General features: G+C 50.1%; 29 protein-coding genes and 3 pseudogenes. 2 read left to right on the forward strand and 30 right to left on the reverse strand.

Going from position 1 to position 25,822, the window contains the following annotated elements; all coding sequences use genetic code 11:
* Positions 1-3: 3 nt before the first annotated feature.
* On the forward strand, positions 4-558 hold the full coding sequence (locus CLO1100_RS16505) for an ImmA/IrrE family metallo-endopeptidase (RefSeq protein WP_242836601.1): 555 nt from the start codon (positions 4-6) through the stop codon (positions 556-558).
* Positions 559-875: 317 nt separating this feature from the next.
* Here CLO1100_RS16505 and CLO1100_RS16510 read toward each other — a convergent pair whose 3' ends face one another.
* Positions 876-1,058 (reverse strand): aspartyl-phosphate phosphatase Spo0E family protein, encoded by a 183-nt coding sequence (locus CLO1100_RS16510; protein WP_014314910.1) that lies wholly within the window; start codon positions 1,056-1,058, stop codon positions 876-878.
* 359 nt (positions 1,059-1,417) lie between these two features.
* Between CLO1100_RS16510 and CLO1100_RS16515 the strand changes: the two genes are divergently transcribed.
* Positions 1,418-1,729 carry a helix-turn-helix transcriptional regulator gene (locus CLO1100_RS16515; protein WP_014314911.1) on the forward strand — a complete coding sequence of 104 codons (312 nt, stop codon included), beginning with the start codon at positions 1,418-1,420 and terminating at the stop codon, positions 1,727-1,729.
* An 84-nt stretch (positions 1,730-1,813) separates the two neighbouring features.
* On the opposite strand, the gene CLO1100_RS16520 is transcribed toward CLO1100_RS16515, so the two are convergent.
* From CLO1100_RS16520 to CLO1100_RS16645, 29 genes and pseudogenes are all read right to left on the reverse strand, one after another.
* Positions 1,814-2,068: a helix-turn-helix domain-containing protein gene (locus tag CLO1100_RS16520; RefSeq protein WP_014314912.1), complete on the reverse strand. Its 255-nt coding sequence runs from the start codon at positions 2,066-2,068 to the stop codon at positions 1,814-1,816.
* A gap of 11 nt (positions 2,069-2,079) precedes the next feature.
* The gene (locus CLO1100_RS16525; RefSeq protein ID WP_014314913.1) at positions 2,080-3,897 is read right to left on the reverse strand and encodes a VirD4-like conjugal transfer protein, CD1115 family; all 1,818 of its coding nucleotides are present in this window, start codon (positions 3,895-3,897) and stop codon (positions 2,080-2,082) included.
* 13 nt (positions 3,898-3,910) lie between these two features.
* Entirely contained in the window at positions 3,911-5,344 is a 1,434-nt protein-coding gene (locus CLO1100_RS16530) for a DUF3991 domain-containing protein (RefSeq protein ID WP_014314914.1), read from the reverse strand.
* Between the two features lie 18 nt (positions 5,345-5,362).
* Positions 5,363-5,485, reverse strand: coding sequence for a hypothetical protein (locus CLO1100_RS21310; RefSeq protein WP_278244371.1), 123 nt, complete (start codon positions 5,483-5,485; stop codon positions 5,363-5,365).
* A 29-nt stretch (positions 5,486-5,514) separates the two neighbouring features.
* Positions 5,515-8,420: pseudogene (gene mobP3 / locus CLO1100_RS16535) on the reverse strand (MobP3 family relaxase).
* 2 nt (positions 8,421-8,422) lie between these two features.
* Positions 8,423-8,830 carry a hypothetical protein gene (locus CLO1100_RS16540; RefSeq protein ID WP_014314917.1) on the reverse strand — a complete coding sequence of 136 codons (408 nt, stop codon included), beginning with the start codon at positions 8,828-8,830 and terminating at the stop codon, positions 8,423-8,425.
* Positions 8,831-9,216: 386 nt separating this feature from the next.
* Complete coding sequence (locus CLO1100_RS16545; protein ID WP_014314918.1) at positions 9,217-9,507, reverse strand: hypothetical protein; 291 nt, start codon at positions 9,505-9,507, stop codon at positions 9,217-9,219.
* A 14-nt stretch (positions 9,508-9,521) separates the two neighbouring features.
* Positions 9,522-9,692: a DUF6103 family protein gene (locus tag CLO1100_RS20865; RefSeq protein WP_014314919.1), complete on the reverse strand. Its 171-nt coding sequence runs from the start codon at positions 9,690-9,692 to the stop codon at positions 9,522-9,524.
* 104 nt (positions 9,693-9,796) lie between these two features.
* Entirely contained in the window at positions 9,797-10,090 is a 294-nt protein-coding gene (locus tag CLO1100_RS16550; RefSeq protein ID WP_041700322.1) for a hypothetical protein, read from the reverse strand.
* A gap of 4 nt (positions 10,091-10,094) precedes the next feature.
* Positions 10,095-10,972, reverse strand: a pseudogene (locus tag CLO1100_RS16555) (ParM/StbA family protein).
* 31 nt (positions 10,973-11,003) lie between these two features.
* Positions 11,004-11,372 (reverse strand): DUF6103 family protein, encoded by a 369-nt coding sequence (locus CLO1100_RS16560; protein ID WP_014314921.1) that lies wholly within the window; start codon positions 11,370-11,372, stop codon positions 11,004-11,006.
* A gap of 23 nt (positions 11,373-11,395) precedes the next feature.
* On the reverse strand, positions 11,396-12,553 hold the full coding sequence (locus CLO1100_RS16565) for a hypothetical protein (protein WP_014314922.1): 1,158 nt from the start codon (positions 12,551-12,553) through the stop codon (positions 11,396-11,398).
* Between the two features lie 6 nt (positions 12,554-12,559).
* Positions 12,560-13,060 (reverse strand): gamma-glutamylcyclotransferase family protein, encoded by a 501-nt coding sequence (locus CLO1100_RS16570; protein ID WP_014314923.1) that lies wholly within the window; start codon positions 13,058-13,060, stop codon positions 12,560-12,562.
* A 21-nt stretch (positions 13,061-13,081) separates the two neighbouring features.
* Positions 13,082-14,125: an amidoligase family protein gene (locus CLO1100_RS16575; protein ID WP_014314924.1), complete on the reverse strand. Its 1,044-nt coding sequence runs from the start codon at positions 14,123-14,125 to the stop codon at positions 13,082-13,084.
* 19 nt (positions 14,126-14,144) lie between these two features.
* Positions 14,145-14,609 (reverse strand): annotated as a pseudogene (locus tag CLO1100_RS20345) (type VI secretion protein); the annotation flags it as partial.
* Entirely contained in the window at positions 14,543-14,695 is a 153-nt protein-coding gene (locus CLO1100_RS20870; protein WP_187288934.1) for a hypothetical protein, read from the reverse strand. The gene CLO1100_RS20870 and the pseudogene CLO1100_RS20345, both read right to left, overlap by 67 nt.
* Entirely contained in the window at positions 14,692-14,991 is a 300-nt protein-coding gene (locus tag CLO1100_RS16585) for a hypothetical protein (protein WP_014314926.1), read from the reverse strand. The genes CLO1100_RS20870 and CLO1100_RS16585 overlap by 4 nt, the downstream gene beginning before the upstream one ends.
* Positions 14,992-15,002: 11 nt before the next feature.
* Positions 15,003-16,862 carry a DNA cytosine methyltransferase gene (locus CLO1100_RS16590; protein WP_014314927.1) on the reverse strand — a complete coding sequence of 620 codons (1,860 nt, stop codon included), beginning with the start codon at positions 16,860-16,862 and terminating at the stop codon, positions 15,003-15,005.
* A complete protein-coding gene (locus tag CLO1100_RS16595; RefSeq protein ID WP_014314928.1) occupies positions 16,859-17,419 on the reverse strand; it encodes a DUF4406 domain-containing protein in 561 nt (186 codons plus the stop codon). Before CLO1100_RS16595 ends, CLO1100_RS16590 begins: the two co-directional genes overlap by 4 nt.
* A complete protein-coding gene (locus CLO1100_RS16600) occupies positions 17,416-18,276 on the reverse strand; it encodes a conjugal transfer protein TrbL family protein (RefSeq protein ID WP_014314929.1) in 861 nt (286 codons plus the stop codon). The genes CLO1100_RS16595 and CLO1100_RS16600 overlap by 4 nt, the downstream gene beginning before the upstream one ends.
* 101 nt (positions 18,277-18,377) lie before the next feature.
* Positions 18,378-18,722, reverse strand: a complete 345-nt coding sequence (locus tag CLO1100_RS16605) for a DUF3852 domain-containing protein (RefSeq protein ID WP_014314930.1) — start codon at positions 18,720-18,722, stop codon at positions 18,378-18,380.
* Between the two features lie 96 nt (positions 18,723-18,818).
* Positions 18,819-20,516, reverse strand: coding sequence for a hypothetical protein (locus CLO1100_RS16610; RefSeq protein ID WP_014314931.1), 1,698 nt, complete (start codon positions 20,514-20,516; stop codon positions 18,819-18,821).
* A 73-nt stretch (positions 20,517-20,589) separates the two neighbouring features.
* Positions 20,590-21,165, reverse strand: coding sequence for a DUF6550 family protein (locus CLO1100_RS16615; RefSeq protein WP_014314932.1), 576 nt, complete (start codon positions 21,163-21,165; stop codon positions 20,590-20,592).
* Positions 21,166-21,256: 91 nt separating this feature from the next.
* Positions 21,257-21,808: a hypothetical protein gene (locus CLO1100_RS16620; RefSeq protein ID WP_014314933.1), complete on the reverse strand. Its 552-nt coding sequence runs from the start codon at positions 21,806-21,808 to the stop codon at positions 21,257-21,259.
* Positions 21,805-22,200 carry a DUF4320 family protein gene (locus CLO1100_RS16625; protein WP_014314934.1) on the reverse strand — a complete coding sequence of 132 codons (396 nt, stop codon included), beginning with the start codon at positions 22,198-22,200 and terminating at the stop codon, positions 21,805-21,807. Before CLO1100_RS16625 ends, CLO1100_RS16620 begins: the two co-directional genes overlap by 4 nt.
* On the reverse strand, positions 22,194-22,571 hold the full coding sequence (locus tag CLO1100_RS16630) for a DUF3848 domain-containing protein (protein WP_014314935.1): 378 nt from the start codon (positions 22,569-22,571) through the stop codon (positions 22,194-22,196). The genes CLO1100_RS16625 and CLO1100_RS16630 overlap by 7 nt, the downstream gene beginning before the upstream one ends.
* Before the next feature lie 15 nt (positions 22,572-22,586).
* Positions 22,587-23,456 (reverse strand): hypothetical protein, encoded by an 870-nt coding sequence (locus CLO1100_RS16635; protein ID WP_014314936.1) that lies wholly within the window; start codon positions 23,454-23,456, stop codon positions 22,587-22,589.
* Positions 23,457-23,463: 7 nt separating this feature from the next.
* Entirely contained in the window at positions 23,464-24,393 is a 930-nt protein-coding gene (locus tag CLO1100_RS16640; RefSeq protein WP_014314937.1) for a hypothetical protein, read from the reverse strand.
* Entirely contained in the window at positions 24,393-25,757 is a 1,365-nt protein-coding gene (locus CLO1100_RS16645) for a CpaF/VirB11 family protein (protein WP_041700495.1), read from the reverse strand. The genes CLO1100_RS16640 and CLO1100_RS16645 overlap by 1 nt, the downstream gene beginning before the upstream one ends.
* Positions 25,758-25,822 lie beyond the last annotated feature (65 nt).

The following is a 25,822-nucleotide window of genomic DNA, read 5'->3' on the forward strand; positions in this document are numbered from 1 at the left end:
TATTTGGACTGTTGCTGTGATAGAATTATTAAAGAGGTGATTTCATTGAGCAGAGCCCACATTTACGAATCAGCTGAAAAATATGTCCGACGCTTCGGAACTCGTGACCCTTTTGCCATAGCGGACAAGCTGGGCATCGAGGTTCTGTTTCGCAATGACTTTGCCAAGCTTAAAGGGCTTTACCGCGTAATCCAGCGTAACCGCTTCATATTTTTGAATGATCATTTGCCTGTGCAGGTACAGACCTTGGTTTGTGCCCATGAGCTCGGACATGACGCTCATCATCGGAATCTTGCTGATGACAGTCCTCTCCGTGAGTATGTCCTTTATTCCATGAATACCCGTCCAGAATATGAAGCCAATCTATTTGCGGCTTCATTGCTTCTTCCTGATAATAAGGTTCATGAATATGCCCGTGAAGGCTATGATGTTGTACAAATCGCAGCCCTGATGAACACGGATATTAACCTTATGCTGATAAAAATGGGAGATATGAATTCCAGAGGATATTTGTTCAATACAGTTTATACCCCACATTCAGACTTCTTAGGCCGATAACCGTTCTTTCTGAGGAGGTTTACAAACACGGCTGATACAAAAAGATCAGCTTTTTTGCCGGTTCCATATCAAGCCTCTCATCCAGCAATGCGGCCTTATCCCCTTTTTTATAGCAATCGATACAGTTGCTGTTTATAGCTTAACCACAACTCTTTATTGTTCTTTTTCTGTTGTTAAAAATTCCTTAGAGTGAGAAGTTCTCTTTCATAGTTCATCATGACCTCTCCCTGGGTTCACAAAAATGGCAGACCTCTCCCTAATCAAATTTTTCAAGGGTTCGGTATTCCCATCTTTCATATTCATTCGATAAACTGCCTCTATGTATTGTTGCTGCAAGCCTCCCGCTGCTTTTGTTCATAATAGGCTACTATCAACTTATCAAGCTCCTGGCTCTTTTCAAGAACCTTTGCTGTATTACGATTTTGGTTGTTTCCTATCAGTTTGTTCAACTCCATTTGCCTTATAACTATTTCTTGCGATAACGCATTCAGTTTCGACAATTATATCCCCTCTCAACAATGATATTTAAGGCATAACAATATTTTGCTGCAGCTCGTTGGACATTGATACCATATCGGGTTTGGCAGGTCATTTCTCTTTTCAAATCTTGCATGTAGTTGAGAGTGAAATTTGCCGAGTATGTTGAAATGTCAGGTACTATTCCCCACATAAATTTGCCGACATCAAATCCAATATGTTTTTATCAACTAATATTTGATGTAATGCTTGATATACTCAAATATCGACATATTTCCTACTACTATAACATATTTGATACTACTATTTCAATGTCAACAACATATCATATTCGAGTATTCACCTTGCTTTTTCATTTATGATAATGACGAGGTGATAAACTGTGTATGATCAATTTGTTCGTGACAGAATTACTCAGCTCAGGATACAAAAGGGTGTTTCCGAATATCAAATGAGCTATGACCTGGGCCATAGCAGAGGCTACATATATAATATTTCATCCGGTAAATCTCTCCCTCCACTGAAGGAGCTTTTTGCCATGTGTGATTATTTTGGAATTACGCCTGCTGAATTTTTTGATGATAAGTCCAACCATCCCGAACTGATTCAAAAAGCTATAGATGGTTTGAAAACCCTTGACGACAGCGATATCCTGATGATTCTAAGTCACATTAACCGCTTGCAGAAGAAATAAGTCCGATAGCCACTTACCAATCAGGTAAGTGGCTATTCTGTTTAAGAAGTGCCAGAGATTCAAATCTCCACTCCACATAACTATCTATATCAAATAATACATGCAGCTGCTTTTGCCGCCGTTTTCCCGCCACCTTTGCTCCTTGCGAAGCTTACCGTTTTTTTCAAGGTCGGCAAGAGCCCGTTTGACGGTACTGCGGGACAGCTTCAGTTCCCTGGCAATGGTGCCGATGGCGGGATAGCATTTGCCGTCCTTGTCGGCCCGGTCCTTCAGGTACATATACACCGCTACGGCGCGGTGGGGCAATTCTGAGGCGTAAATGGATGTAAAGTAACCCACAGCTTCACCCCCTATTCAATCCGAACAGGTGCTTTTGTCCTGATTGCACCTTCCGGTTCCTGCGCTGGTGTATGAAGCATTCCTCCCGATGCTGGCACATCTGCCTGAATATCCTCCGGCAATTCCTCGCAGGCTGCATGACGCCGGATGATTTCTTCCTCCAGTGTGTGCCGATCTGCGTATTCCACCTTTCTTGCCGACTGCTCCGGTATTTCGTAGGGCTTTCCAAAAGTGATACCCCATTCAGGGAACAGCTTCAAACGGGTGCGCATGGGATAGGCCCCTGTCTTTGTCACGATAAAATGCCCCTTGGGCATGGACTTGAGTTCATCCGGGGTCATCAGCGGCCTTTCTATCATCTGCAGGGACTGGCTTGGATCGTTTTTGCCACGGCTGACGGAGCCGCTCATAACAGTCTTGCTGCCAAGGGCCTTCGACAGTATCTGCGCAGATTCGCTGTTGGGTGCAAAACCTCCGAACACGGTATCCTGGCAATTGTCGATGATGATGGCAGCACCCTCCTTGCCGTAGTTTTTTTCCAACTGAACCAGCCCCTGTACTATCCCTACAATGGACACCCTACGCGAGCGGGAGGCTGAAAACATCATCTCTGCCGACTCTATTTTGGGTATGGTCCCAATCTCATCTAAGAACATCATCACCCTGTTGGGGAGCTTGCCGCCATGCTCGTCCGCTACCGTAAGCATCTCCCGGTAGAGCTGCTGGACAATCAGCGATATAATGAAATACTTGGTGTTATCTTCCTCCGGCATAACCAGGAAGATGGCGCTTTTTTGATTGCAAAACTTTTCCGTATCGATGGCTGTGTCAAAGCACAGCACCTGCTCCAGCTCGGAATCCAGAAATGAATTGAGCCTGGACAGCGCTGTAGAGAGAACACTCTGCATGGCCTGCTCCGCTGTGTTGAGAGCCGCCCCTGCAAACCATTTGGTTTTGTGCTCATCCGGAAGATGTGCCAGGAGCAGCTGAAACAGCGTTCTGCCCTTGATGCCGCTGGGCGCCAGCAGATCCTGAATGAGCTTGAACACCGACACGATGTGACGCTTCTTCGGTTCGCAATATTCCGCAATCAAGAGGATTACCGAGGTCAACAGTCCCTCTGCCGCATCGTAGAAGAAGGCATTCTGGCCTGCGGCAGCGCTATCAAAGCCGCCGGAGGTGATGATGGTCTTGGCAGTGATTTTGGCGTACTTCTCTGCTCTGGCCTTGTAGCCAAGGTTCTGAGGATTGGCAAGATAGGCGTCCATATAACGGTTGACCAGATGGAGCAGGTTGTTGCCGTCAGAGCGGGTGGGATTTCTTAAATCAATAACCGCTACATGATAGCCGTAATGCTCCTTTGCGATGTTTCCATAATTGCGGTACAAATCCCCTTTGGTATCGGTGGTGATGAAGCTCATACCGCAGGCACAGGCATATTCCAGGTTAGGGTACAAAAAGTTCGCTGTTTTTCCGACACCCGCCGCCCCAACCATCAAGCAATGAATGTCATCGTCATCCACCAGCGCATAACCGTGTGGAGCCATCTGATCAAACAGCGACGCCTTGCGCCAGCCGACAATCAACCCCTGTGCTTTCGGCAGGTTTTCTCCCTTGCGCCATTTTTCCGGCTCATAGGGTACTTCGTTATAGGTCTTTTTAATTTCCTGTTTCCTTGCCCAGCGTGCCGTGCCATGCTGCCCGTCGCCTACCGTCCTCGATTTGATGCCGTTTAAGGTATAGTAGTGCGCCAGAAGCGATAATAGCCCTATGACGCTGAACATGATCAGCGCTGAAGCAATCAGTATGATGATTTGGGATGTTTGCAAGAATATCCCTCCTTTACATGGTCATGATAAAATTTGCGTTTTGCTCCTGCACCGGAAGAAGAGAAGGCAGCTCCAGCTCAACAAACATCCGGGCCTTGGCACAGTCAAGGGCAAGGCGCAGATACGAACAGCTAAGCCGTTGTTTATCGTCCACACTTCGGATGCCAGCAGAACACATCTGCCTGTCAATATCCGCAAGATCCCGCCGTATGTCCTCTGCCCTGGTACGCAGCCAGCCTCTGTCCTCATGGGGGCGATAGCTGTTTTGGAGCTTTCTGATGAGCTGTTCCATGGTCACAGGCCGCTCCATCTGCCGGCATTGATGTATTAAAAGTGCCAAGGAGCCTGCCGCCATGCACTGAAGGCACTCTTTGACGGCCTCCGCATTTTCCATGGCAATCTTGGCAGAGTTAAGGAGCGGCTCCAGCACTTCAGCACACTCCCCAAGGAAGGCTTGTATATCCTTGTGCCCGGAAAGAGCCTTACATAATTCCGGCAGCTCGGCACATACCTGCGGCAGCAGCACCAGCCGGGGATGCTCTCTTGCGGGAATGGGTGTGATACCGTGTCGGGCTTTCAAGTCCTCGTTCCAGTCCTTGTGCTGTGGCTGCATGACCGAAACCATCGTATAACCTTTTCCGGTCAGAATATCCTTCAGCCGTCCTGTAGCTTCGATGCCGACCTCATCGTGGTCCAAACAAAGCGCAATGTTTTTAAATTGCGGATTCAGCTCCAGCTGCCGGAGCATGGCATGTTCCGATACTCCATCCAGTGTGACATAGCTGTGAGCCTTCCAATCCTTTGCGTGCAGAGTGATGAAGGACAGCATATCCACTGGCGCTTCAAATACATAGAGGGTGTCGCTTTTCCCGCTCCAGTGGAAGCTGTACCTGGGATCACTACCCTCTACGTTTCCTTTATAGGGTTCTCCCTGGGTGTAAGTGCCCCGCTTGTGGGCATGCCGGGGCACTCCTTTTTCATCCCGCCCTACGAATACGGCATTATGATAGTCCTTATCCTCGTAGATCAGCCTTTCATGAGCAAAATGGGATAGTATCTCACGGTCAATGAAGCGCTGCTTGATAAGATAGGCAAATACCCTGCGCATGTCGGCATTGACCTCCGGCAACATAAAATCCTTTCGGGGAGCCGGTGCACTTTTGGAGGTCTGGTTCCATTCCAGCCCATCCTCGCCTCCGAGGAGCAGCTGTACCGCTTCTGGAAAGCTCTTATCAAAAAACTGTTGTACAAAGTCTATGGCTTGGCCGCCTTCCTTACGGCTGTGGCGGAACCATTGATTGCCTCTCACCGTCACGCTGTCATAGCGTTTCCAGCGCCACTCCCTTCCGGAGCGTGCCAGCTGCTCACCCTGCCTCTGCAGAAAATCCACCAGGTCAACAGCATTGGCCCGCTGTTTCTGTTCGTCGGTAAAATGGATATATGCCATAGCGCAGCACCTCCTTTATCAGCGTTTTCGCTTTCCACAGCGGCGAAAAAAACCACCTGCGGTCTGGCAGGCGGCTGAAATGAGTTCCGGTTGGTTTTTAAGACAGGCAATTCCGTTTTCTTCTGCTGGTTGGGATGCCATTTTTTCATAGGTGTCCTCCTTTGCTTATATTAATAAGTGACGAGCTTTTGTTCGTGATCGTCCGAGGCATGTCCCTGGGCGATCTTTTTTTGTCTGATTTTTTGTCGCAGCTTGCTGTCAGTCTGCATTCCAGGTCCGGCAGAGAGCTTTCTCTGTTCCTCCTGAAAAATCCGGCTTAAATGGTGCAGGAGCCTTGTTGCTACAAGGAACAGGGAGGGAGCACGGAAGGAGTCCAAGTGGTCGAGAAAAAATTGCGCATAGAGGTTTCCCTGGCTGGCAGAAAGGGTCAGCCAGCGTATTGCTGCTTCCCGATCACGGGGAACCTCACGGCCCATCAAATAGAACTTTCCGAGAGCATATTGGGCGTACTGATTGCCCTGCTCCGCCGATAAGGTCAGCCATTCTACGGCTGCTTCCACATTTTGTGGAATATCTTCCCCGGATAGATAGAGCTTGCCTAGGGCATACTGTGCGAACATATTGTTCTGTTTTGCTGCGTTCAAAAACAGTTTACCGCCTTGTGAGTATTTTGGGGTACATCCTCACCGGCCAGATACAGCTTTGCCAGGGCATATTGGGCAAATTGGTTCCCAAGATCTGCAGAAGCTGTCAACCATTTCACCGCTACTTTTGCATCCTGTGAAATATCCACTCCGGAAAGGAACAGCTTGCCCAGAGCATAGGCCGCATAGGAATTGTCCTGCTCCGCCGACAGGGTGAACAGGGCAATGGCTTTTTCTATATCTTTCTCCACATTCCCGCCGTCACGGTAGAGCTTTCCAAGGGCGTACTGTGCCAGGCTGTTGCCGCCGTCTGCGGCTTTGGTCAGCCACTGGATGGCCTTTTCTACGTTTTGATGACCGCTGTCTGCATCCAGATAGACCTTACCCAGCATATACTGAGCATGGACATTGCCAAGTCGGGCGGCTTTTTCAAAGTAGCCAATGGCAGCCGCTACGTCTACTTCTGTTCCAGTGCCGCTATAGAGCATTTGCCCCAAACGGTACTGGAGCTTGTCATCATGGCTTTGTTCTTCCAGCCGCTGAAAGCCGTAAAAGGCTTCCTCAAATTGCAGCTCTGCTTCCTCGTTGTCCCTTGCGGTTCCGACACCGTCCCGGTACATTTTCGCCAGCTCGTAAGCTGCATAGGGCACACGCTGTCTGGCGGAGCGTCGGTATAGCTGAAAGGCCGCTTCAAAGCTTTGTTCCACACCCTGTCCCCGGTAATAAAGACCTGCAAGGGAGTATTGGGCATATTTATGGTTTTGGGAAACAGCCATATCAAACCATTCCGCTGCTTCTTCATAGTCCTGCTCTGTTCCAAGTCCTGCAGCGTACATTTTACCAATCCGGTATTCCACATACCTGTTTTCCTTCTCTGCTTCTATGTCCTGGAATGCAGAAATGGCCTTTTCGTACCAGGAGAAGGCGATTCCTTCATCCATCTCCACCCCAAGTCCATCCCCATACATCCTGCCCAGGTCATGCGTGGCAAGGGTGTTCCCATCCTCGGCTTCTTCAAGAAACAGCCGAAGGGCTTCTCCAAAATCCGGCTCTATTTCATCCGTACCATAGAGAAACCTGCGGGCCTCCTTGTAGCGCTCACTCCACGCAATATGGGGCTTTCCGAAACTATTCCTGCCAGAATCCGAAAGGGTGGTATGTTCCTGTTCGGAAGGCATGCCATCCTCATCATTCTCCGGGGCTTCATCGTTGGCCGGCTGTATTTCTTCCTCCGGCACTTCCGAATCTGATCCGGCATCATCAAAGGCTGGCTCAAACACAGCCTCTGTTATAGGTTCATCGCCTTCAAAAATAATATGGTGACTGCCGATATTCATGGCCTCGGCAATCACCATGTTTTTAATACTCTTGAATTCTTTTTGACATGAAAGTGGAAGGGGTTCCGGCAGTTCATCCCGGTAAGTGCGCAACACTTCATTTCTTAGCTCATACCATTGGGCATAAGCTTTTGCCACTCTCTCATCCTTCGCCAGCTCATCTACAATCTGATCCACTATGGATTTTAACGGCGCCTTGAGATAGCCATACTGCTTTTTTCCTGTAGTATGCTTCAACCGCTCCGCCAACCGGGACAGCAAGTCCTCCATGACGGGACTGTCGCAGGCTCCCGATTGCATCTGCGCCAGGATGTTCTTCAGCACCTCATTGCTCTGCTCAGCAAGAACACTTCTTTGAACGGTTTGTTCGGAATATATCTGAAGCAGGTCCTGCTGAAAAATATCTCTTGCCAGGCTGCTTCGCATCTTTTCGATAGCCGGTTTGGTAACATACCCCTCACGGGAATTCACCGAATACACAAGTATATGGCAGTGGGGATGGTGTCCCTCATTGTGAAAGGCTGCATACCAGTGAAGGTTCTCCGGGGCGATCTTCATCTGTTCGGCAAAAACATTCCGCTGTTTTCGCAGGAGATCCATCCATGCAGCGGCGTTATCATAACCAAGCCGGGCGGCATCCTCCCGTCGCAGGGAAATGATGGGCGTCCAGACATTTCCGGCATGATGTGCTACTTCCTCTGCCACCCTGGACAGCACCAGCGGCGCTTCCTCATCGGAAAATAGTCCGTGGCTGCCCAGCTTCTCTGCACGGGGGCGGGTAGCAATATAATTGACATAGACCTCTTGGTGAGACAGCTTATCCAGGTTTTGATCCAAGGCTGCCAAAATAAACTCCGAAGCATTTTCCATTGTCGAGTGTGCCAGATAGTCCTCATATTCAAACAGGCTTGCCGTATCAGGAAATTGCGAAAGGATATCCGTGATGAGCTGTTCCTGCTTTTTGGTAGATGGCAGCAGGCGGTTGACTTGAGGAATTTTCTCCACACCCTCCCGTGTGGCTACATACACCACCAGGTTTTCACGATGCTCTGCGGCGTTTTTGATGTATCCGCACTTGAATATGATTCTTGGCATGGCTATTCACCCTTTTGAAATTTCGTCACATCCTCAAAGGTCACCGAGCCCACCGATTTCTTAACATCGTTCACACACTTGCCGCGCAATCGGCGCAGGGTATTTTCATCCACTTCTGCGGTGGAGGCCAGGATGTTCATCATCATGGACATTTCGACAGCCAGCTTGAAGATGAGGCGGGCCATTCGGTTTTCCGATGTACTGACAATGCCCGACATAGCAGAGGTGATGGCAGTGGGTAAAAACTTCATGCCGTCCTCCGCTGAAATATATCCGCTGTAAAAACGGATCGCCTTTTCTATGAATTCACTGCGGCTTTTGCAATTGTCTTTCTCCAGAAGCGCATCCATGCTCTCAATGGTGCTGGGATAAAGCCAGAGCGGGATGCGGGTTTTGATTTCTTCAGTCATGGTTTGTCCTCCTTTTGTGTATTGCTTTCGTAACCACCTGACAGGTATACCTCAAGAAGTCCTTGTTTTCTGTGTTCCGAGGCAGTTTTTAAGAGGTTTTGACCACCCAGGAGGTGTCCAATCCCTCATTTGGGTGTACCTTCGGGAACTTCCCCGACCCGCATTGCGGGGCGGTGTGAGGCGGCAGGAGGCGCATAGCGACCACCTGCCTTTAACCCGCATCGTTTTCGACCCTATGGCTCACTCCAGTTCTGCCCTCTCCGGAGCCTTCACAAAGCCTCCACAAAGGGCGCTATCCTGTCTGCAGGTATTACGCTGCCACCTCCTTCCCCAAAGTGTGAAACAGGGGCTTATAAGCGGTAATTCGTCCTGATGATTTCTTTACCTTACAATCGCAATTCCGGTGCCTGTTCAGGACCATCCTGAGAGGGCATCTCAGAAAGCAAATACCACCTTCCATCCCTTTCACTGTAATTGCAGTTTTTATCTTCTACGACCTGCTCCTTCAGCTCATCCCAGGATATGGGCATTTCTGTTCCCGATACCCCTGCATGGGCATATAACTTATCCCGCGATATCGCTGGATGAATGGTAACATAGCCGCCTGGCGACATGATTTCAATCACCTGATCCGGGTGCTCTTGGACAAATTGTTCCAGCGTTATATACTCTTTCATTTGCCATATCCTCCTTAAATGTCGCTTTCGATGCGCTCTCGCACCTCTTTGGGAACATGCTTCTCATACAGGGCTTGAAGCAGAGCGGCCAGTTCTGTCTGCAGCTCTGCTTCATCCTTCAGATAGCAGCGGATGGCGTCAAGCTTCACGGTATTGTAACCAATTTGAATGGTTGATGCTTTCATGACAGTTTCACTCCTTTTTATATAATGGGCGGAGAAAAGTGAGCCATGTTGGTGTATTTTCCTGTGTCACAATCAAGCGGCGGCAGGAAAGTGAGCTAACATGGTTACAATTCCTCCAATGCATGAATAAGGCTGCCGGGGAGATCGGACAACTGAACATCGCTGTCTGCTCCATTCGGCTGCGTGGTTTGCGGCGGCAGCTTGATATTGGACAGTTCGTCCCTGACCGCCTGCCGGACGATCTGTCCAAGACTTTCTCTCTGATTTGCCTCCAGAATGCAGGCAACCACATATTCCGTGCGCTGCCGGCTGGCCTGACTCGCAAACAGGGACTCGGCTTCCATGTGCCTTGGGTTATCCATATCAAAGGATAGATAGTAGCGTTTTCTCTGGGACATAGGCTCACCCCATCAGGAGCTTGTAACCGTCCGCATTGGCGAAACGGTTCAGCACCGCCACAGTATTGAGATCTTTCCTGTACAGCATGGGCTTCAGCAGTTCGGCACCTCCGCCTGCGAACACAGTGGGGAGGCGTAAATCCAAGCCTCGCTCCCGCAGGGCGTTGAGTAATTCCTTACAATAGGCTGCCACAGCCTGTTCCACCACAGCTTCTATAACATTGCTGTCAGCATGCTGTATTTCTCCCCGGATAGCATCGGTGATGAGTTCTTCGGAGAGAAGAATGTCGCTTTTCTGGAGCGCATCCTGGATGCGGCTGTACAGAGTGATGGTACCCATGCGCAGGCTGGCGCAGCTTTGCCTGTCCAGCCGGAAGCCGTGAAGTGTGAGGATGTCCACTGTATACCCGCCGATGTCTATCAGCGTGATGCTGCGGTAATTCTTCAGCTGCGAATAGTACCTGCACAGCGCTGCATGTCCCTGGGCAAACACTTTGCAGTCTGCAATACGGCACCGATAGGCTGTTCCCTCAAACAGAAACGAAACATTATCGCACAGGAAGTACCTGCGGAACGCTTCCTTCTGCGTTCCATAACTGTCAATGGGAAGTCCTACGCCAAGGGCGATTTCTCCGTTGGTTGTTCCGGCCTTTTTCATGGCCTCTGCGATGGCCGGCAACGTCAGAACAAAGGCATCCTGCTCCTTGGTTTTGTCCTGCTGGAAATGCAGCCGCCGCTCACCGATGGCATAATACCTTCAAAAAACAGCTGCATCTCCGGCGTAATAAACTCCTTGTCACTGGCCGCATAGCCGGAGGCATACAGCATCCCCTCCGAGGATTTGGTGTTGTAGTTGCCGTTGTCCACACCAAGCTTGATCATGATCCGCACCCCCTTCTTTCTTTTCTGCTGTTTACATGCTCATATTCATGCCTTGGGATTCTCCCTCGGTATGGCCTTCCGTTCCTGTCTGAGGCTCCGGAGCAGGAGGTCCTCCGGCAGCGGCTTGCTCTCTTTGACGGCGGGTCTGACGCGCTGGTGGGCGCTCTCTTTCCCTTGGGGCAGAAGTCTGTTCTGCTCCTTGCACCTGCTGCTGTGACGATGCCTGTTCAACACGCATCTCCAAATACTCCCTTACCTGGGCTGGAACCACTCTTTCATAGGCTTTGTCCAAATAATCCTGCAGTTCCTTCTCAGGGGTCTGCTGTTTCTTTTCCATAAAAAATCGGAGAGCCTCCAGCTTCTCCGTTGCGAATGACAATTTCAGTTCCGTCATGCTCATAACCAATTCCTCCTTCTAATGTTTTATTCAGTGATGTATTGAATGTGTGGAATTTCCAGCCACGCCTTCCACCCTCGGCCATCAAGCTGGGTCTTAACCACACCGTATTTTGTTCCCATTGCTTCAATCACCTCCCCGTTGCCGATATAAATGCCGATATGACCTGACCTCCAGACGGCAAGACCGGGAATATCAGGCATGGTGTTGATGCTGCCCTTTACAGCGGCGGCATTGTACATTCCGTCTGCGCTCAAATCCGACATTTCGTTGGTTCCGTACTCGATTTTCTTCGTATCATGGTTGAACCAACCATAGCCTTTTATAAGTCTGACGCAGTCCGTTGTCCTGCCACCCAGCCAGTTACCGCAGATGAAGTCCTCATATGTTCCAACACCATCGGGGTATTGCTCCAGCTTGTACGCGAACAGCGAATCCGTCAACACGTCGCCATAAGTACCCCAAACATAGCCCCAGCGGGAGGCAAAGCTGTTTTCGGCATAGGCTACCAGATCCAGATTATTTTTGGATTCCGGATGAAGCAGGTTTAGTCCCTCCAGGGGGACGCCATTATTTCCGCCGTATTCAATTTCCCCGGTATACGAGCCTGCACCGCCGTAAGCAATACGCTGGTAGATTTCCTGGGCATTGGCTTTTGACTCGCTGCTGGCTGTCCTTCCTGCCGCTGTCAAGTTTGCGTATGCCGTTTCCAAACTGACCGGAACGGCAGCTCTATGGCTCTCCGAGTCTTGTTCATAGGCTACAAAGCAATCCACGAATGCACGGGCATCGGCATCGGACAGAGCCAAGCTTCCAGCGCCGAAATACAGAGAATAAAAAATGGACTTGATACGGACACTGTCTAGGGTGCCTCCATCCATCTCGGCCTCTACATCTGATACTGCTTTGTCCAATGCAGAAAAACATTCGCTCATTTGACTGATGTAAGTCCTGTATTCGGCAGGAGCAGAAGAAGCGACAACACCGCCGTTGAAACACAGATCAATAGCAGCATTGTTATGCTCCGAGGTGCCGGAGAGAAGGCTTAGTATCATGACGGTCATAAGGATAAAGGGTGTCAGGATGGCGGCGATGAGTATGCCGACGACCTTCCATGTCCTTTTGTCCGTGGCGGCTGCAATGGCGGCTTTGATTGCAATGGTAACGGCTACAGGAGCTGCCATATCTGATCACCACCATTTCATGCCGAACAGACCCTGCTCCGGTTCCTGCTCCTGCTGTTCCTGTGCCAGCCGGATGGATTTCTCCACAGCCTGCTCCAGGAATTCCGTGTCAAAGCCTGCCGATTGATAGCCCTCCATAATGGCGTTGAGATAATGGTCCGATGGTGCGCCAAAGGGACGCCCGTCGTTCATAATATACACCATTGCAGAGGTTGTCTTTCCCATGAGCTCCACAGGGAGAATTTCCTTCCGATAAAAGAAGGGAAATCCCTCATAATGGTCAAGGGCCTGCAGATCACGCTCCTTTAGGTTCCATAGAAGAACAGGCACATTAGAGCCCTTGAGAGGTTCCACTGTTGCCACGGCGCTACTGCGGCTGCCGCGGAACAGAAGCTCATAGTCCTTAAGTTCGCCGGGCCCTACCACCTTTGCGGTAGGGCAGCGAAAAGCCATCTGTGGAAGATTCAAGTTGCTTCCATAGGCAATATATAAGATTTCTGCTTTCATCGTTAATCATTCCTCCTTATACTACATATTCATAGAGAGACCGGGGCTTAGTTCCTCAGCTCCGGCCTGCTGCTGTCCATTTTCACTCGTCTGCTCCTGCTGTGCTTGTGCGGCTTCAGCCAATTCCCTTTCTTTTTTCTGCCGTATTCTTTGCTTTTGCTGTTCTGCCTGCGCCGGGTCCTTCCAGGCGATGCAGTCCTCCAGATGCTCCAGCAGGTGAAGCCTGGCGGTTTTGAATTCATCACCGATGAGTCCCAGCCGCAAAAGCCAAGTACGGAAGGTATACTTCTCGTTGGTGCTGTGGGTTTTCAATCGACTGGCGCACCGCTGGTTCAGCGCCTGTGCGGAAATGGCCAGGCAGAGCTGAATGTATGACTTGACTTTTCCTGCGTGAGTGGTGGAGTTAAAGAGCCGGAATTCAATGGTGCCCTTTTGGAACACACTGTGCAGGTTCAGGCAGTGGTAGCGGCTATCATGGTAGTGCTCACGACGCCCGTCGCTCCCTTTGTACCAGATGCGGCTGACCTCATCCAAGGTTTTCGGCTTCTTCCGGTTGAGATCCTCAAGGAAGCTCTGCTCCACCTTCTTGCAATACTGCCTTTCACGGGCCACCTCCACCTGCATGGCCTTGTAGATCATATCTTCCTTGGAGGCCATGATGTTGGTGATATTTCTCAGGGTGTTGGCATTGAAGGGAGAGGCATCTATATGAATATGGATACCGCATTTGTTGTTTACAATCGCCCCTGCCACCCTGAGCTTCCTTACCAGCTCCTGAATTGTTTCTATATCCTCATACCTGCAGATGGGACTGACCATTTCTGTCTTGTATTCCTCTGTGGCATCCACCACCGTCCTTCCGATTTTGCGCTGAGCGGTGATGCTGCTGTCATACACGAATTGCCACTTTCGCCTCTGTCCGTCCAATGCAGAATAGATTTTATAAAAGGAACCGTCATAGTTGGCGGTGGTGCCAAAATGTAAGGCAGCTATATTAGCCGCCTCCTGCCTTGTTATGCCTGTCATCTCAATTTCAATGCCGAAGCGCTGCTCCTTCATGTCCATACTTTTTCACCGCCCTCCATCATCGTCCGCCTGCCTTTCCAAAGAGCTTCGCCTTGTATTCCGGTGCTTGGACCATGAGGTTGTACCGCTCATTGCCGCACTTGTACAGGCACACGCCACGCTGGGGATACTTGATCAGGTTGTATTCTGATTCTTCCAGCTGGAGCGTGTCGGTATAGAATTTTGCATCAATGTTTCCGGCATTGAAGAGAAAGACATGGGTGGGGATGGAGAACAGCGGCTTGGTAAATTCCCGGATACCGTCAATGTTGAAGTCCTCCAGGTTCTGCGAGGAAAGAATGACAGCGCTTTCCTTCTTGCGTACACGCTTCATAAAGTTTCGTATATACTCAATGGCGGTGGGGTTGGTAAGGAACAGGTACAGCTCATCAATACTGGCAACGGTATTTCCACGGGTTAAAAGCTCATTGGCCATGTAGGAAAGCACATTAAACAGCATGGCGTTTCGGATGTTCTTGGACGCTGACCATAGGTGGAAAGACTGTACTCTGTAATAGCCTTGGTATTGATGAGCTGGCGTGTAGCCTGCTTTTTTTCTTTTCTGCTCATTTGTTCACCTGCTTTCCGCCAGACTCTATACTGTCAGGCAACAGCTCCCACTCATAGAACTGCTGCCCGGTTATAAAAAAGGCACAGGCATATCGAATAAAATCCAGTATGCTTGTGTCCTCGAAGCGAATGGTTAAAAAGGCATAAACTGCCGTAGCCACGATGGGCAACAGCAGGTGGAGCTGCGCCAGGGCGAAGACAGAGACAAGGCATCCGATGCCTATAATGCCAATGTCCCGGAGCTGCCACAGCCACAGCACCGCTTGGGACTTTAGATTATCAGGATAAATATACATTGAGATTCCTCCTATCCTTGCTTGGATTTTTGTAAAAAATAGGCGATTCCCCGGAGAACATGCTCCACGCAGGGAATCGCCACGCTATTGCCGAGGGCCTTATACCTTGAACTGTCTGAAGCATCGGGGATATCCGTCCAATAGTCAGGAAAACCTTGGAGCCGCTCGCATTCCAATGGAGTCAATCTCCGGATCAGCTTTCCAATACGGACGGGATGCACATTGTTTAAGGAATACCCACCCTCTGTTTTTGATTGCAGTGTTCCGCATAGATCTCCGTTTTCCACTCCGTTTCGGCAGTCCAGCCCAGCAACATCCATTTCACATACAAGGTCTGTTGCATCCTTGTACTGCCGAGCGCTTTGGGTACTTACCACTTCATTTTCCACATATTCGTCACTCCGCTGCTGGGAGAATACGCAGTGGCGGTCAGTTGCCGTTACAGTATAGCTGATGTCAGGCTGTACGCCCAAGCCATTGCCTCCGTCGTGATCCTGCCGGTCAATGATGTTTCCAGCAATGCAATAGGTTTCATCAGGTGTCGCTCTGGCACACACACCCTCATGAAACACAGACGGTTGAGATATGAGTGGTACATTGTTGCCTCCTGTGCCGTACCGGGCTGACATGGTTGGAGCCACCTCATGGGGGCCTGTATACCGGGAGTCAATACCATGATTCTCAAAAAGCTCAGGCTGGCTTCCCAGCACAAGCGGCGGGTGGCCGCTCATCTGTGCTCGTAATGTACCGGCAACATTGCTGCTTACTTCCATAAAGCTGCCGCCCTGATCATTAAGGCACAGGACAGACGGCACCATGTTTGTACCACTCTCCGAGGCTTTCAAAGTAGGTGCGCATTCCTCTTGATATCCGATGCCTCCTGCTTTTGAGCCCTGGCCTGCAGAAAAGGCGGCGATAAAGGTCTGCTGCTTCATTCCTGGCTGTGCCTGAATAGCACCAGCCACATTGCGAAGGTCACGCACCTCATCCCGCTGGTTGCAGGCAAAGGCAACTGTATTGTTTTCCTCTGCAGATACATGTCTGTATCTGTCGCTGTCATAAATACTCCTGCTCTGCGCATCACATGGCATCAGGGAATGCTGTCCGACATTTGAGTTCGTGCAGGACAAATTCCCGCCTGAAGCTCCAATGCCTGTTTGAGAACAAGGGGCAGTTCCTTGCCCCGTTTCTTCGCCCGCCTCAGTATCCCCAAACAGGCGGTCTTGCTTAAATAATATTTCGGGTGCGGTGTGCCCTCCAAAATCTGCGACAAGGTAGATTCTTTTGCGCCTTTGTGGGACGGACCAGTATTGAGCATCGTATACTCTCCAAGCAAGGGAGAATTGATGTCCCAATATGACCCCAGCAGATTGCCATACCCCTCCCGGAGGTCTAGGTATAGATATGCTGTTGTCAGCAATTCTGCAGGTTTCCTCCAGCACCGCCCGGAAGTCCTCTCCATCGGCACTGGAGAAAGCTCCGAGTACATTTTCCCAGACCATATACCGAGGTCGAACAGCGTCATCTGCCCTTCCGTTTGATTTATCATGGGTTCTCATCTCCTTAATCACACGAACCTGCTCCATAAACAGCCCGGAGCGTTCCCCTTGAAGTCCGGCTCTTTTTCCGGCTACCGAAAGATCCTGGTAGGGGCTGCCTCCACAGACGGCATCGACAGAAGGCAATTCGGAGCCTTTTAGCTTTGTAATATCTCCCATATGAAGCATTTCAGGGAACCGTGCTTTCGTCACGGCAATAGGGAACGGCTCAATTTCGCTGGCCCATACAGGAATAAAACCCTGTCGGACGCCTGCCAGCGGAAATCCGCCAATCCCGTCGAACAGGCTGCCGAGGGTCGGTGAGGTAATCAATACTGCAGTTTCATGCTGGAGGCAGGCGCTTCCTCAAGCTCGGTTTGTATTTCCTTTGCAAAATAAGACACGTTTGGAGTACGCATATCCTGTATTAGCTTTCGGGCTTCAGCATCAGCTTCCTCATATGTGTTAAAGGTCATCGGCTCTCCGTCCCTCTTAAGCCACGCCTCAGCGTGTCCGCAGACCGAAGCTGAACTGCGGCGTGCCCAGATACCGTATTGTTTCATGGAAATTCCTCCTTCCACTTGCTCTGCTGATATAGTTTTTATAGGTATGCCGAGCCGTTTTGCCTCCTCAATTTCATAGTTCATCCCCTGGCTGATCCTTTCTCCGCACACCCACAGTTCATCACACACAGCAAGAACCCACAGTCCCATCCGGATGCCGTGTTCTCTTTCTGCCGGAATAGCGTCATCTAAAAGCTGAGGATACAACAGGTGGACGGCAATGGGGGCACAGTTCTTCTCTATGGCATGACGGCAGGCAGCTCTGGCAAACTTGATATTTTCCTGGATATTTCCCGCATAGAGTGAACAGATATATACAAGCTTCATTTTGCCACCGCCTTCACCACGGTTCTTGTCATATTGACTGCTGTCTGTGCAGCATAAATGCTGCTCATGATATTGCCCTTGGTAGAGGTATCCAGTCCGAACTGTCCTGCGATCCTTGGGACTTCTGAGGATGCCAGCATCAGGCCAAGACCCAAAAGCATATTGCTATTAAAGACCAACAGTCCTGCAATGAGGATGGTGGCCTGCAAAAAAGCGGTGAGGCATAAGCCCACCACCTGCTTGCACCAGCTTACAAAGCCATCGATGTAGCCACGGGGAATGCTGAACATATACAGGCTGCCCACAGCAATCTGTATCAACAGAATGCCGCCCCTTTTAAGATTGGCAAAGAATACCTTGATCACTGCATAGCCCATGAGGATGAGACAGAAGATTGCTATGAGCGGATTCAGTCCAAAGCCCACTACGTTGGTCAGAGCCGCAGTTGACATGGCGCTGATCCCACCACTCCCTCCCAGGAGTCCGGCAATACCTGATGTAAAGCTGCCCTGTAGTGTAATGGATAGCTTGTAAAGCTCCACTGGAACCAAAGTGAACAGGCTTACCGCCATAAAGCCCTTGATGGCATTGATAGCAGTGTCCTTGATGCTGGCCCTGCCGGACTGTGCCTCAATGGCAAATTCAAATACCGCCACTACAAGTCCTGTCACAAAAAGCGACCAAGCCAGATAGGAAAAAAACAGTACGATAGCCTGTACCCAGCTCATCTCAAACAGCTCGGCTCCCATATTGCCCATCATGGAGAAAAACTCGCCCAGAAACCCTACGATCTGTCCATATATCCAATCCATGATCTGTCCAAGGATAAGGTCTGCTGCAAAATCCCATATGAACATTTGGCACATCACTCCTTTCTCGTAAAATAAAAAAGACACACTGTTTGACAATGTGCCTCTTAAAAACTTCTCATTTTTTTGATTTCAAATATAAGGTACGATTACATGCCGAGTATCTGCCAGATGTATAGCGGACAGGTCAAGGCAAACACAAGGCAGGCAAACAGTATCGCCGGAGCAGCCCATTCAAATTGCCCATGCTTGCGGTAGTCAAAATACGCCATCGCCAATTTTGCGAAGAAAAATACTGCCAGGATCAGATCAATGGCAGGGAATACTACCTTGTTTACCACTGTTTTGATCTGTCCTGAAGCATCGTTCCAGGTACCTTCGATTGCTCCCGCCACATCGCCTGTGGGTGGTGCCGCATATGCAGTCACACAGAACAGGCTTCCAAGGATGAGAACAACACAAAGGGCCATTAGGATTTTCTTTACTTTTTTCATGGTTTTCCACCTTTCATGTTTGTATTTTTTGAAAAAAGAAAAGACCACAAAGCCGTTTTTGCCTTGCAGTCCTGTTCTTTTCTGCTGATATTCTTGTTATGGCTTGACCGGAGCAATGTGCCAGTCTGCCCATAAGTTTCCGCTGATGGTTACTGAGTCGGTCAGATTCATGGAGAGCATTCCGGCAGGAGTCCAGCAATCCATCAGGTATGTGTAGGGTGTGTAGCTTCCGTCCGGCATCCATATTGGCGTAAAGTGAGTACGTCGGTTGTAAGTTGAGTATTTATTCCTCGCAAACTCAAACCTTGGGTTATATCCTGGCTGTGTTTTATCCAGCAGCCGCCAGTAAGACTTATACTGAAATTCAGGGAAGTAAGTCACAGCAGTCTGCGGCGAAGTCACCGCTGAGGATTGGTTGGTGCTAACACTGGCAGTGACGGTTTGATTGATACCATATCCGCTTTTCATGGTTTTACCTGATGCGGTGGGAATCTTGTCATCCGGCTTTATGCTCATGGATGCAGAAAGGCTTGCTGAATAGGAATTCCAGTCAAACTCCCACCAGCCGTGGTCACACCAATATCCGGAATCCTCCCCGGTAGAATGCCATACCCAATACGCCCTCCACCATGGACTCCATACGCCCCAGGAGGCAGAGGTTTTCTGCGCCTTGTTGGGAACAGACGGCTTGGTATAGGAACTGTTTCGATCATCCGCTGTAGGGTTCGGTGGATCGTTCTTGGAAAGGTCCACAATTTTTGCGGTGATGGTCCCCTGACCTGCGGAACCACCTCCGGACACAGACACGCGGATGGTCATGGTCTGTGGAGTGGAGGGTGTCGTCCAGCGTACCCATACCAGCTGGCTGTCGCCCTCCGGATAATATACGCCGCTTACGGTATAGTTCCGTCCTCCGATGTCGAAATAAACGATAACAGGACGATCCGGATCAGCCTGCCCGCCACGCACAGTCACCGAGGTGATAACCTCCGTATTGACCCGGTATTCATAATCGACTGTACTGACCTCTGCAGGCTCTGGCTCTGCTTCATTGAAGCGAACAATGCCAAGTCCGAGAGAGGAAATGATATCGGCATCCGCTGCCGGAGTGGTTGTGGAACCGTTCCATGCTGGATATCCAAGGTCTGAGGTTTCCAAAAACATTGCTAAAGGCAGGTTCTTATGGCTAAGGGACACCATCTTGCTCCGCAGCCCGCCGCTCAGCTTTTGATTGAAAAGCGCTGCTTCTGTAGCAGTCATGGCATACTTCACGCCGCCAAATGTCATATAGGCAATGGGTTCTAAAAGAAGCCTGTATTGCCCGTTGGTTAAAACCTCAAAATCCATTCCTGTAAGGGTTGCTATGCTCCGGATTACCTGCTCGTCGGTGAAATAGCTTTTGATCGCCGGGATGTTTCCGTTTACACTGGATGTGCTAATGATTCTCGGAAGAGCTTGAGATGGGTTCGTATAATGATATGCTCCTTGAACTGGCGCAATAGCTCTCCCATTTGTATATTGCATTTTGCTTACTTTGCCGAAATGAATAATAGAATTAACAGGTGTTCTATTTGTCAAATCAATAGGCGTCGTTACCACTGCATGATCCGTTACTCGGATCACCGTCACCCTTACACCCTCATCGCCACCGTTCCAATAATTAGTGCTTGAACCTTGACCGAGTCCGCCGCCCCCGCCGTCCACATTTCCTTCTCCATCAGCAAAGGCAGGCATTGCAGGAAAGGCAGACAGCAGCATGGCAAGCATAATCAAAAGGCTGACTATTCTTTTCATGAAATCCTCCTTAAAACACGGGAAACACAGCATTTCTGCTGTGTTTCCCGTGTTAAGCTATATTAAATTTTCATCAATCCATATCTCCGATTTTGTTGCCGTTCTCGTACATATCTTCAGCTTGTGTACCTACATTATCACCACTGTTGTCCACCCATCCGAATCCCGGTACCCATACTTGACCTTTTTCATTTTTATCTCCGGATTTTGGTGTTGAAGGCGGTGTGCTGTTCTCCGGCTTTGTGACCTTATCATGCTCCACCGGAGTTGTATTGGTTACCTTTTCGCCATCAGGCTTCTTTGCCGGATCGGTCTTGGCTTCTTCAGAGGGTTCGGCAGGCTTTGTCGGCTCTGCCTGTATGCTCTGCTCCGTGCCGATAGAATCTCCGGTATCCGCAGCCTTAGTAGGCTCTGTGGACGGCTCAACAGGCTGGACAGCTACCTCCGGCTCTTTTGCAGAGTCTGCGGCAGGTACTGCGATTTCAGAATTCACCTGTATTTCGTCTGTCGCCTGGGTAGGCGTAGGGATGGCAGCATAATCCGGTTTTTCTGATTTAAACTGCCAGGCTATTGCTATTGCAAGGATTACGCAAACTGCACCGAGTCCGGTAATCGTTATTCTTTTTTTCATTTTATCTGATAGTTTCATAGGGCTTTTACCTCCTTTTAAGAGTTTGTGAACGGGTTTAATCACACCATACTACAGGATGCTTCAGAAGTCTATGACAATCTAAACGCAACTAAAATTTCGGCATATATTTGGCCTGCACCGTGAGCTTGATGCTCATGGGCGGCAGGGATTTTCCTCCAAAGGACACCGGAACCTCAAGCCTTATGTCAGCATCGGCCAGAAAGCCTTTAGCATTATCCGGGCTGGTCGGTGCCAGGGGCATATTTTCAAGAGTGACGGAAAGCTCTGACAGCCTGAATTCCACTGTGCCTCCGGCATATTTGACATGATATCCGCTATCCTGCCGCAGTCCCAGCACTCTGTCCAGCCTATCATATATGTCGCCGTAGTCCAGACTTTCCTCAAAGCTGCCGGAAGAAGGTTGATATGCGCCGCTATATCCTTCCCGTACTCCGTGGTACACGTCATCATAGCTGTCATTTACTGTCGAAATCACGGCAGACTGCACCGCATCCCGAACACCCTGGGCGATGATCATCAACCGGATACCTTCCGATGCGACGCAAAGGAACAGCAGCAAAGCCAGAGTCACGGCAACGACAAGCGGAAAGGATGTCCCCTTTTTATCTTTCAGTATAGCACATAATTTACCAGCTGTCATTTCCAATACACCTCGCTTTTACCGCTGGCCTGCGCCTTCAGGGTAACGGGAAAGCTCCCGAAGCCTCCGAACAAGCCTAAGTCCACCTGAGTGGTTACCGTCACGGTGAATTCCTCGTTGAGCTGAAGCTTTCCGGTTTTCGACCAGGAAATGCTGGGCGTCAGCCCTGTCCTTTCGGTGAGTACCTGCGCCCGGAGAGTGGTTTCGGTGCCCACACGCCCTGCTATTTCCGCTTCCCGGCACAGTTCATTGGCATAGGCATCCAGCTTGCTCTTTGTGACGAATACCGGAAGCACGCTGACCGCCAGGGCAATGACAAGCAGGACACACAGCACAAGCACTGCCACATCTACATACCCTTCACCGCTCCGGGAACGGAGAAGCTTCAGCATAAGCGCACCCCCTCGTCCAGTACAGCGGGCTGGCAGGATGAGTCCATGGCGTAGTCTCCTTCTCCAAGCCCCTTATCCGTGATATTCCGCAGCACATGCTCCATTTCATCCCTGTGAGCCACATTCTGCTCATCCATCCAGTGATCCCTTACCAACTCCAGCGGGTTTTCAAAGCGGAGTAGGTACTCTGTATAATCCGTACTGCACCCTTCCATCAGTTCCTCATACACCAGCTTGGCCGCGGCAATTTCCGCTGCCTGTTCGATCAGCTCAGAGGCCGGTTTGCTCTGAAGCTGCTGAATATAGGTGCGGTAATTGGCTTCAATCCTTTCCTGGAGCTTTTTCTCCAGCTTCTTTCTATCCATATCCATGTGGGTTCCTCCTTCCTAAAACATGGTGCCGAGGGAATTTAAGATTTCCATCGCAATGATGACTAGATAGGTGAACAAAAAGCACATCAACATCACAAAGGAAAACACGCGGATTTTCGGCGGAATCTTCTGCGCCTGCCCCTTGAGCCGTTGTAATTCCAGGGCTTTAAAATCATGGGCCAGCATCTGGAAATATACGGTGCTGTCATCGCCACGCAGGACACCAATGAGTCCTCGAACCACATCGGACAGCATGGGCGAATTGAGTCTTGCCTCAAACCGTGTCAACGCCGCCTCATAGGAAGAGGAGCGCATGTCAGCCGTCAATACATCCAGCTCACGAACAAAAGCGGGGCCTGCGTTTTTCTTATAGCTTTCCATCATCGCCAGCACATCACGGCTGGATTTCAAGGTCTGTTCAATGGTTGCCACAAACCGTGGCAGCTCACCTTCGATCTGATCCCGTTTGATCTTCAGCTGCTCATCGGCTGCCCGGATTTCCTTGAAATATGACAGCACCGCAAGAACGGCCAGAACAGGGCTGAGCAACGGGAGCAGCATAAGGCAGGGAACAATTCCGAAAAGGATGGCTCCGGCTTTCGTTATTGCATAGGCGGTGTATACCTCCGGTGTCATAGAAAAGCCTGCCGCCTTGAGGATATTGCCCATACGGCTGCGCTTGTACTCATCCATCCGGATATGCTTTGACAACCTGACAGCTCCGGACATGAGCCAGGCTTCCGCCGTTTTGGCGGCTTTTTTGTGTCCTTTTCCTGCACCCAGCATGGCCCTGGCTGTTTTCATGGTAGGCAGCTTCAGCAGATCTGCCAGAACGAAATACAGTCCTGCGGTAAGCAGTATTCCTGTGAATATAAGTTGTTTCATGCCTGCATCACCTCCTGTACTCAATAGGCTTGGTCAATCGGATGACGAAAGCCGTGGATATAAAGATTGCTGCCGCACAGACGGCAAGGACAGCCTGCCCCGCCGCCGTATGCATCAGGGTATGGTACCAGCTTCTGTTAAGCAGGTACATGATGGGGACAGTGCCTGCCACCAGCAATGCCATGATGATAAATTCCTTCCGTGGCTCAAACACCATGTATTCCAGCTCAGAATTGACGATACGCATGTCACTGAGCTTGGCAACGATGGGTGTCAATGTGGTTTTTAGGCTGCGGTCATGCTGGCATGCGGAAACGGCGTCACACCATTCCCGGAAGACCTCGTTTTCTATCTTAGGCTTCATCGCATGAAGTGCCATATCACTGTCAGGGTTGATGAGCTTTACCTGGGCCAGAAAGCCTGCGAACACGCTTTTCACAGGCGGATTCAGATAGGGCACGCTTTCCTCCACCGCCGTCAAAATATCCTCGTTTCTCAGATACGCAGTGGTAATGATGGACAATGCCGTTTCCAGCTCTGCAGCGATATTCCTTTTATAATAGACAGCTGTCAGGCGAATGTACCAGAAGGGGATGAACATCATCCCTATAGCCAGCACAGGCACCAGGAACATATTTCCCATCAGAACAGCAAAGCTGGCTCCTGCGGCAAAGAAAAGAAGCGATACTGCACAGATAATCGAAAAGCGGTTGCTTCGCCCGGTAATTGCCAGTATCTCCTGCACCTCTGCGATTTCCCTTCGGAGAAAGGACGCTTTTTTGTGCCGGGCAGCCTCGTTGATCTCAGACCGGATGCTTTTGTCCTTCCGGGTTAGAAAACCGAAGAGACCGTCTGTAAACTCCAGCGGTGAAATACCAAGCAAAAGAAAGGCTCCGATGATGATTCCAATGCAGGCAATCAATAATGTCATGGTCATTAGTCAGTACCTCCTGCCATAAGAATTCGGTTTAAGGTATCCTGGGGCATCCCGTTTTCGAGAAAGCGCTTTTGCAGGCTCTGTGAAATACTCTGTACTGTACAGTGGCTTCCGTTTATGATGAATTTTCCATTCTCCACCCTGTTCTCTGTAATCTGGTACTGGAACAGGCTGCGGTAGCTCCTGGTTCCGTCGGGCAAGATTTCGCATTCCATAACTTCCATCAAACGGCGCTGCTTGTTTTCAAGCTGCTTGGAAAATACCACAATGGGGAACGCCTCGGTAACCAGATCCATGAGGGTGTTGTCCGCCATGTCATACTTCCTTTTGCACAGGGTGACCATACGGCGCCAGGTGGCCTCACAGGAATTGGAGTGGATGGTGGTCAGCACCGTGTGTCCTGTTCTGGCGGATTCCTGGGCTGCATAGGCTTCCGGTCCGCGCATTTCTCCAACGCATATGATTTCCGGATTGAAACGCAGAGCCATGTCCAGCAATATGTCCTGGTCAATGCTCTGCTTCTCGTTCTCGCTCATACGGGTCAGGGTGTGAATGACACTGTTGCAGACCTTTCCATCTCTTTGCCTCACCAGCGCCAGCTCACGGGAGCCGTTTTCGATAGTGAAGATTCTCTTGTTGTCGGGAATGGTAGTCAAAAGCCAGCCTGCCAGCGTGGTTTTACCGGAGCTGGTGGCACCCGCCACACAGATGGAAATGCCATACCGCAGACATTCCGCCAGAAAATCCAGCATGGCTTCGGTGGCAGTCCCACCGCTGATGAAATCCTCCTTTTTCATCGATTGGGGATTGACGATACGGATGGAAGCAGCCACACCCACGTCCTCATCCACCAGCGGTGTTTTCAAGACCGCAATACGGATGTTTTTACTTAAATGCCCCAGTATGGCAGGACTGGCATTGTCCAGTACCATTCCGGACACATGGAGCATACGGCGCACTACGTTGATGGCATGCTCCGGACTATCAAAGTGTTCCTCCAGCTTTTTGGTGGTACCGCTGCTGTACTGCACCTCGATGTCGTTCCAGGCATTGATGTCGATTTCCTCAATTCCTGCTCCAAAGATGTATTTTGTCAGGAAGGAAAACTCCGCCATCTCTGTATAGAGGGCATCCACCAGTTGCAGCTGTGTCATGCCTGCAACAGCCAGACGGTAATCCTGCACATATTTGGTGATGTACCTCTTGACCTGGGCCTTGACTTCCTCCGTGCCTCCATCGGTGATTAGTACGGCGTACTTACCTGAGATATATGCCTGTACATCGTGAAGCACCGAACTGAATTCCCTGGTTGCCCCATCAGGAGAGAAAAACAGATCCTGGTTGCTTAGCATGCTTGCAGTCATCGTTCTTGCCTGATTTTTAGAGGTATCATTGTCCTCATAGGACACTTTGTCCATCAGAAGATGAT

Origin of the sequence: Clostridium sp. BNL1100 (assembly GCF_000244875.1) — a bacterium.
GTDB lineage: Bacteria > Bacillota > Clostridia > Acetivibrionales > DSM-1351 > Ruminiclostridium.

Coding starts and splice junctions, on each gene's coding strand:
- CLO1100_RS16530 (WP_014314914.1), bottom strand. CDS start 5,344: ATGGCATATATCCATTTTACCGACGAACAGAAACAGCGGGCCAATGCT.
- CLO1100_RS21310 (WP_278244371.1), bottom strand. CDS start 5,485: ATGGCATCCCAACCAGCAGAAGAAAACGGAATTGCCTGTCTTAAAAAC.
- CLO1100_RS16540 (WP_014314917.1), bottom strand. CDS start 8,830: ATGACTGAAGAAATCAAAACCCGCATCCCGCTCTGGCTTTATCCCAGC.
- CLO1100_RS16545 (WP_014314918.1), bottom strand. CDS start 9,507: ATGAAAGAGTATATAACGCTGGAACAATTTGTCCAAGAGCACCCGGAT.
- CLO1100_RS20865 (WP_014314919.1), bottom strand. CDS start 9,692: ATGAAAGCATCAACCATTCAAATTGGTTACAATACCGTGAAGCTTGAC.
- CLO1100_RS16550 (WP_041700322.1), bottom strand. CDS start 10,090: ATGTCCCAGAGAAAACGCTACTATCTATCCTTTGATATGGATAACCCA.
- CLO1100_RS16560 (WP_014314921.1), bottom strand. CDS start 11,372: ATGAGCATGACGGAACTGAAATTGTCATTCGCAACGGAGAAGCTGGAG.
- CLO1100_RS16565 (WP_014314922.1), bottom strand. CDS start 12,553: ATGGCAGCTCCTGTAGCCGTTACCATTGCAATCAAAGCCGCCATTGCA.
- CLO1100_RS16570 (WP_014314923.1), bottom strand. CDS start 13,060: ATGAAAGCAGAAATCTTATATATTGCCTATGGAAGCAACTTGAATCTT.
- CLO1100_RS16575 (WP_014314924.1), bottom strand. CDS start 14,125: ATGGACATGAAGGAGCAGCGCTTCGGCATTGAAATTGAGATGACAGGC.
- CLO1100_RS20870 (WP_187288934.1), bottom strand. CDS start 14,695: ATGAGCAGAAAAGAAAAAAAGCAGGCTACACGCCAGCTCATCAATACC.
- CLO1100_RS16585 (WP_014314926.1), bottom strand. CDS start 14,991: ATGTATATTTATCCTGATAATCTAAAGTCCCAAGCGGTGCTGTGGCTG.
- CLO1100_RS16595 (WP_014314928.1), bottom strand. CDS start 17,419: ATGAAGCTTGTATATATCTGTTCACTCTATGCGGGAAATATCCAGGAA.
- CLO1100_RS16600 (WP_014314929.1), bottom strand. CDS start 18,276: ATGTTCATATGGGATTTTGCAGCAGACCTTATCCTTGGACAGATCATG.
- CLO1100_RS16605 (WP_014314930.1), bottom strand. CDS start 18,722: ATGAAAAAAGTAAAGAAAATCCTAATGGCCCTTTGTGTTGTTCTCATC.
- CLO1100_RS16610 (WP_014314931.1), bottom strand. CDS start 20,516: ATGAAAAGAATAGTCAGCCTTTTGATTATGCTTGCCATGCTGCTGTCT.
- CLO1100_RS16615 (WP_014314932.1), bottom strand. CDS start 21,165: ATGAAACTATCAGATAAAATGAAAAAAAGAATAACGATTACCGGACTC.
- CLO1100_RS16620 (WP_014314933.1), bottom strand. CDS start 21,808: ATGACAGCTGGTAAATTATGTGCTATACTGAAAGATAAAAAGGGGACA.
- CLO1100_RS16625 (WP_014314934.1), bottom strand. CDS start 22,200: ATGCTGAAGCTTCTCCGTTCCCGGAGCGGTGAAGGGTATGTAGATGTG.
- CLO1100_RS16630 (WP_014314935.1), bottom strand. CDS start 22,571: ATGGATATGGATAGAAAGAAGCTGGAGAAAAAGCTCCAGGAAAGGATT.
- CLO1100_RS16635 (WP_014314936.1), bottom strand. CDS start 23,456: ATGAAACAACTTATATTCACAGGAATACTGCTTACCGCAGGACTGTAT.
- CLO1100_RS16640 (WP_014314937.1), bottom strand. CDS start 24,393: ATGACCATGACATTATTGATTGCCTGCATTGGAATCATCATCGGAGCC.
- CLO1100_RS16645 (WP_041700495.1), bottom strand. CDS start 25,757: ATGACTGCAAGCATGCTAAGCAACCAGGATCTGTTTTTCTCTCCTGAT.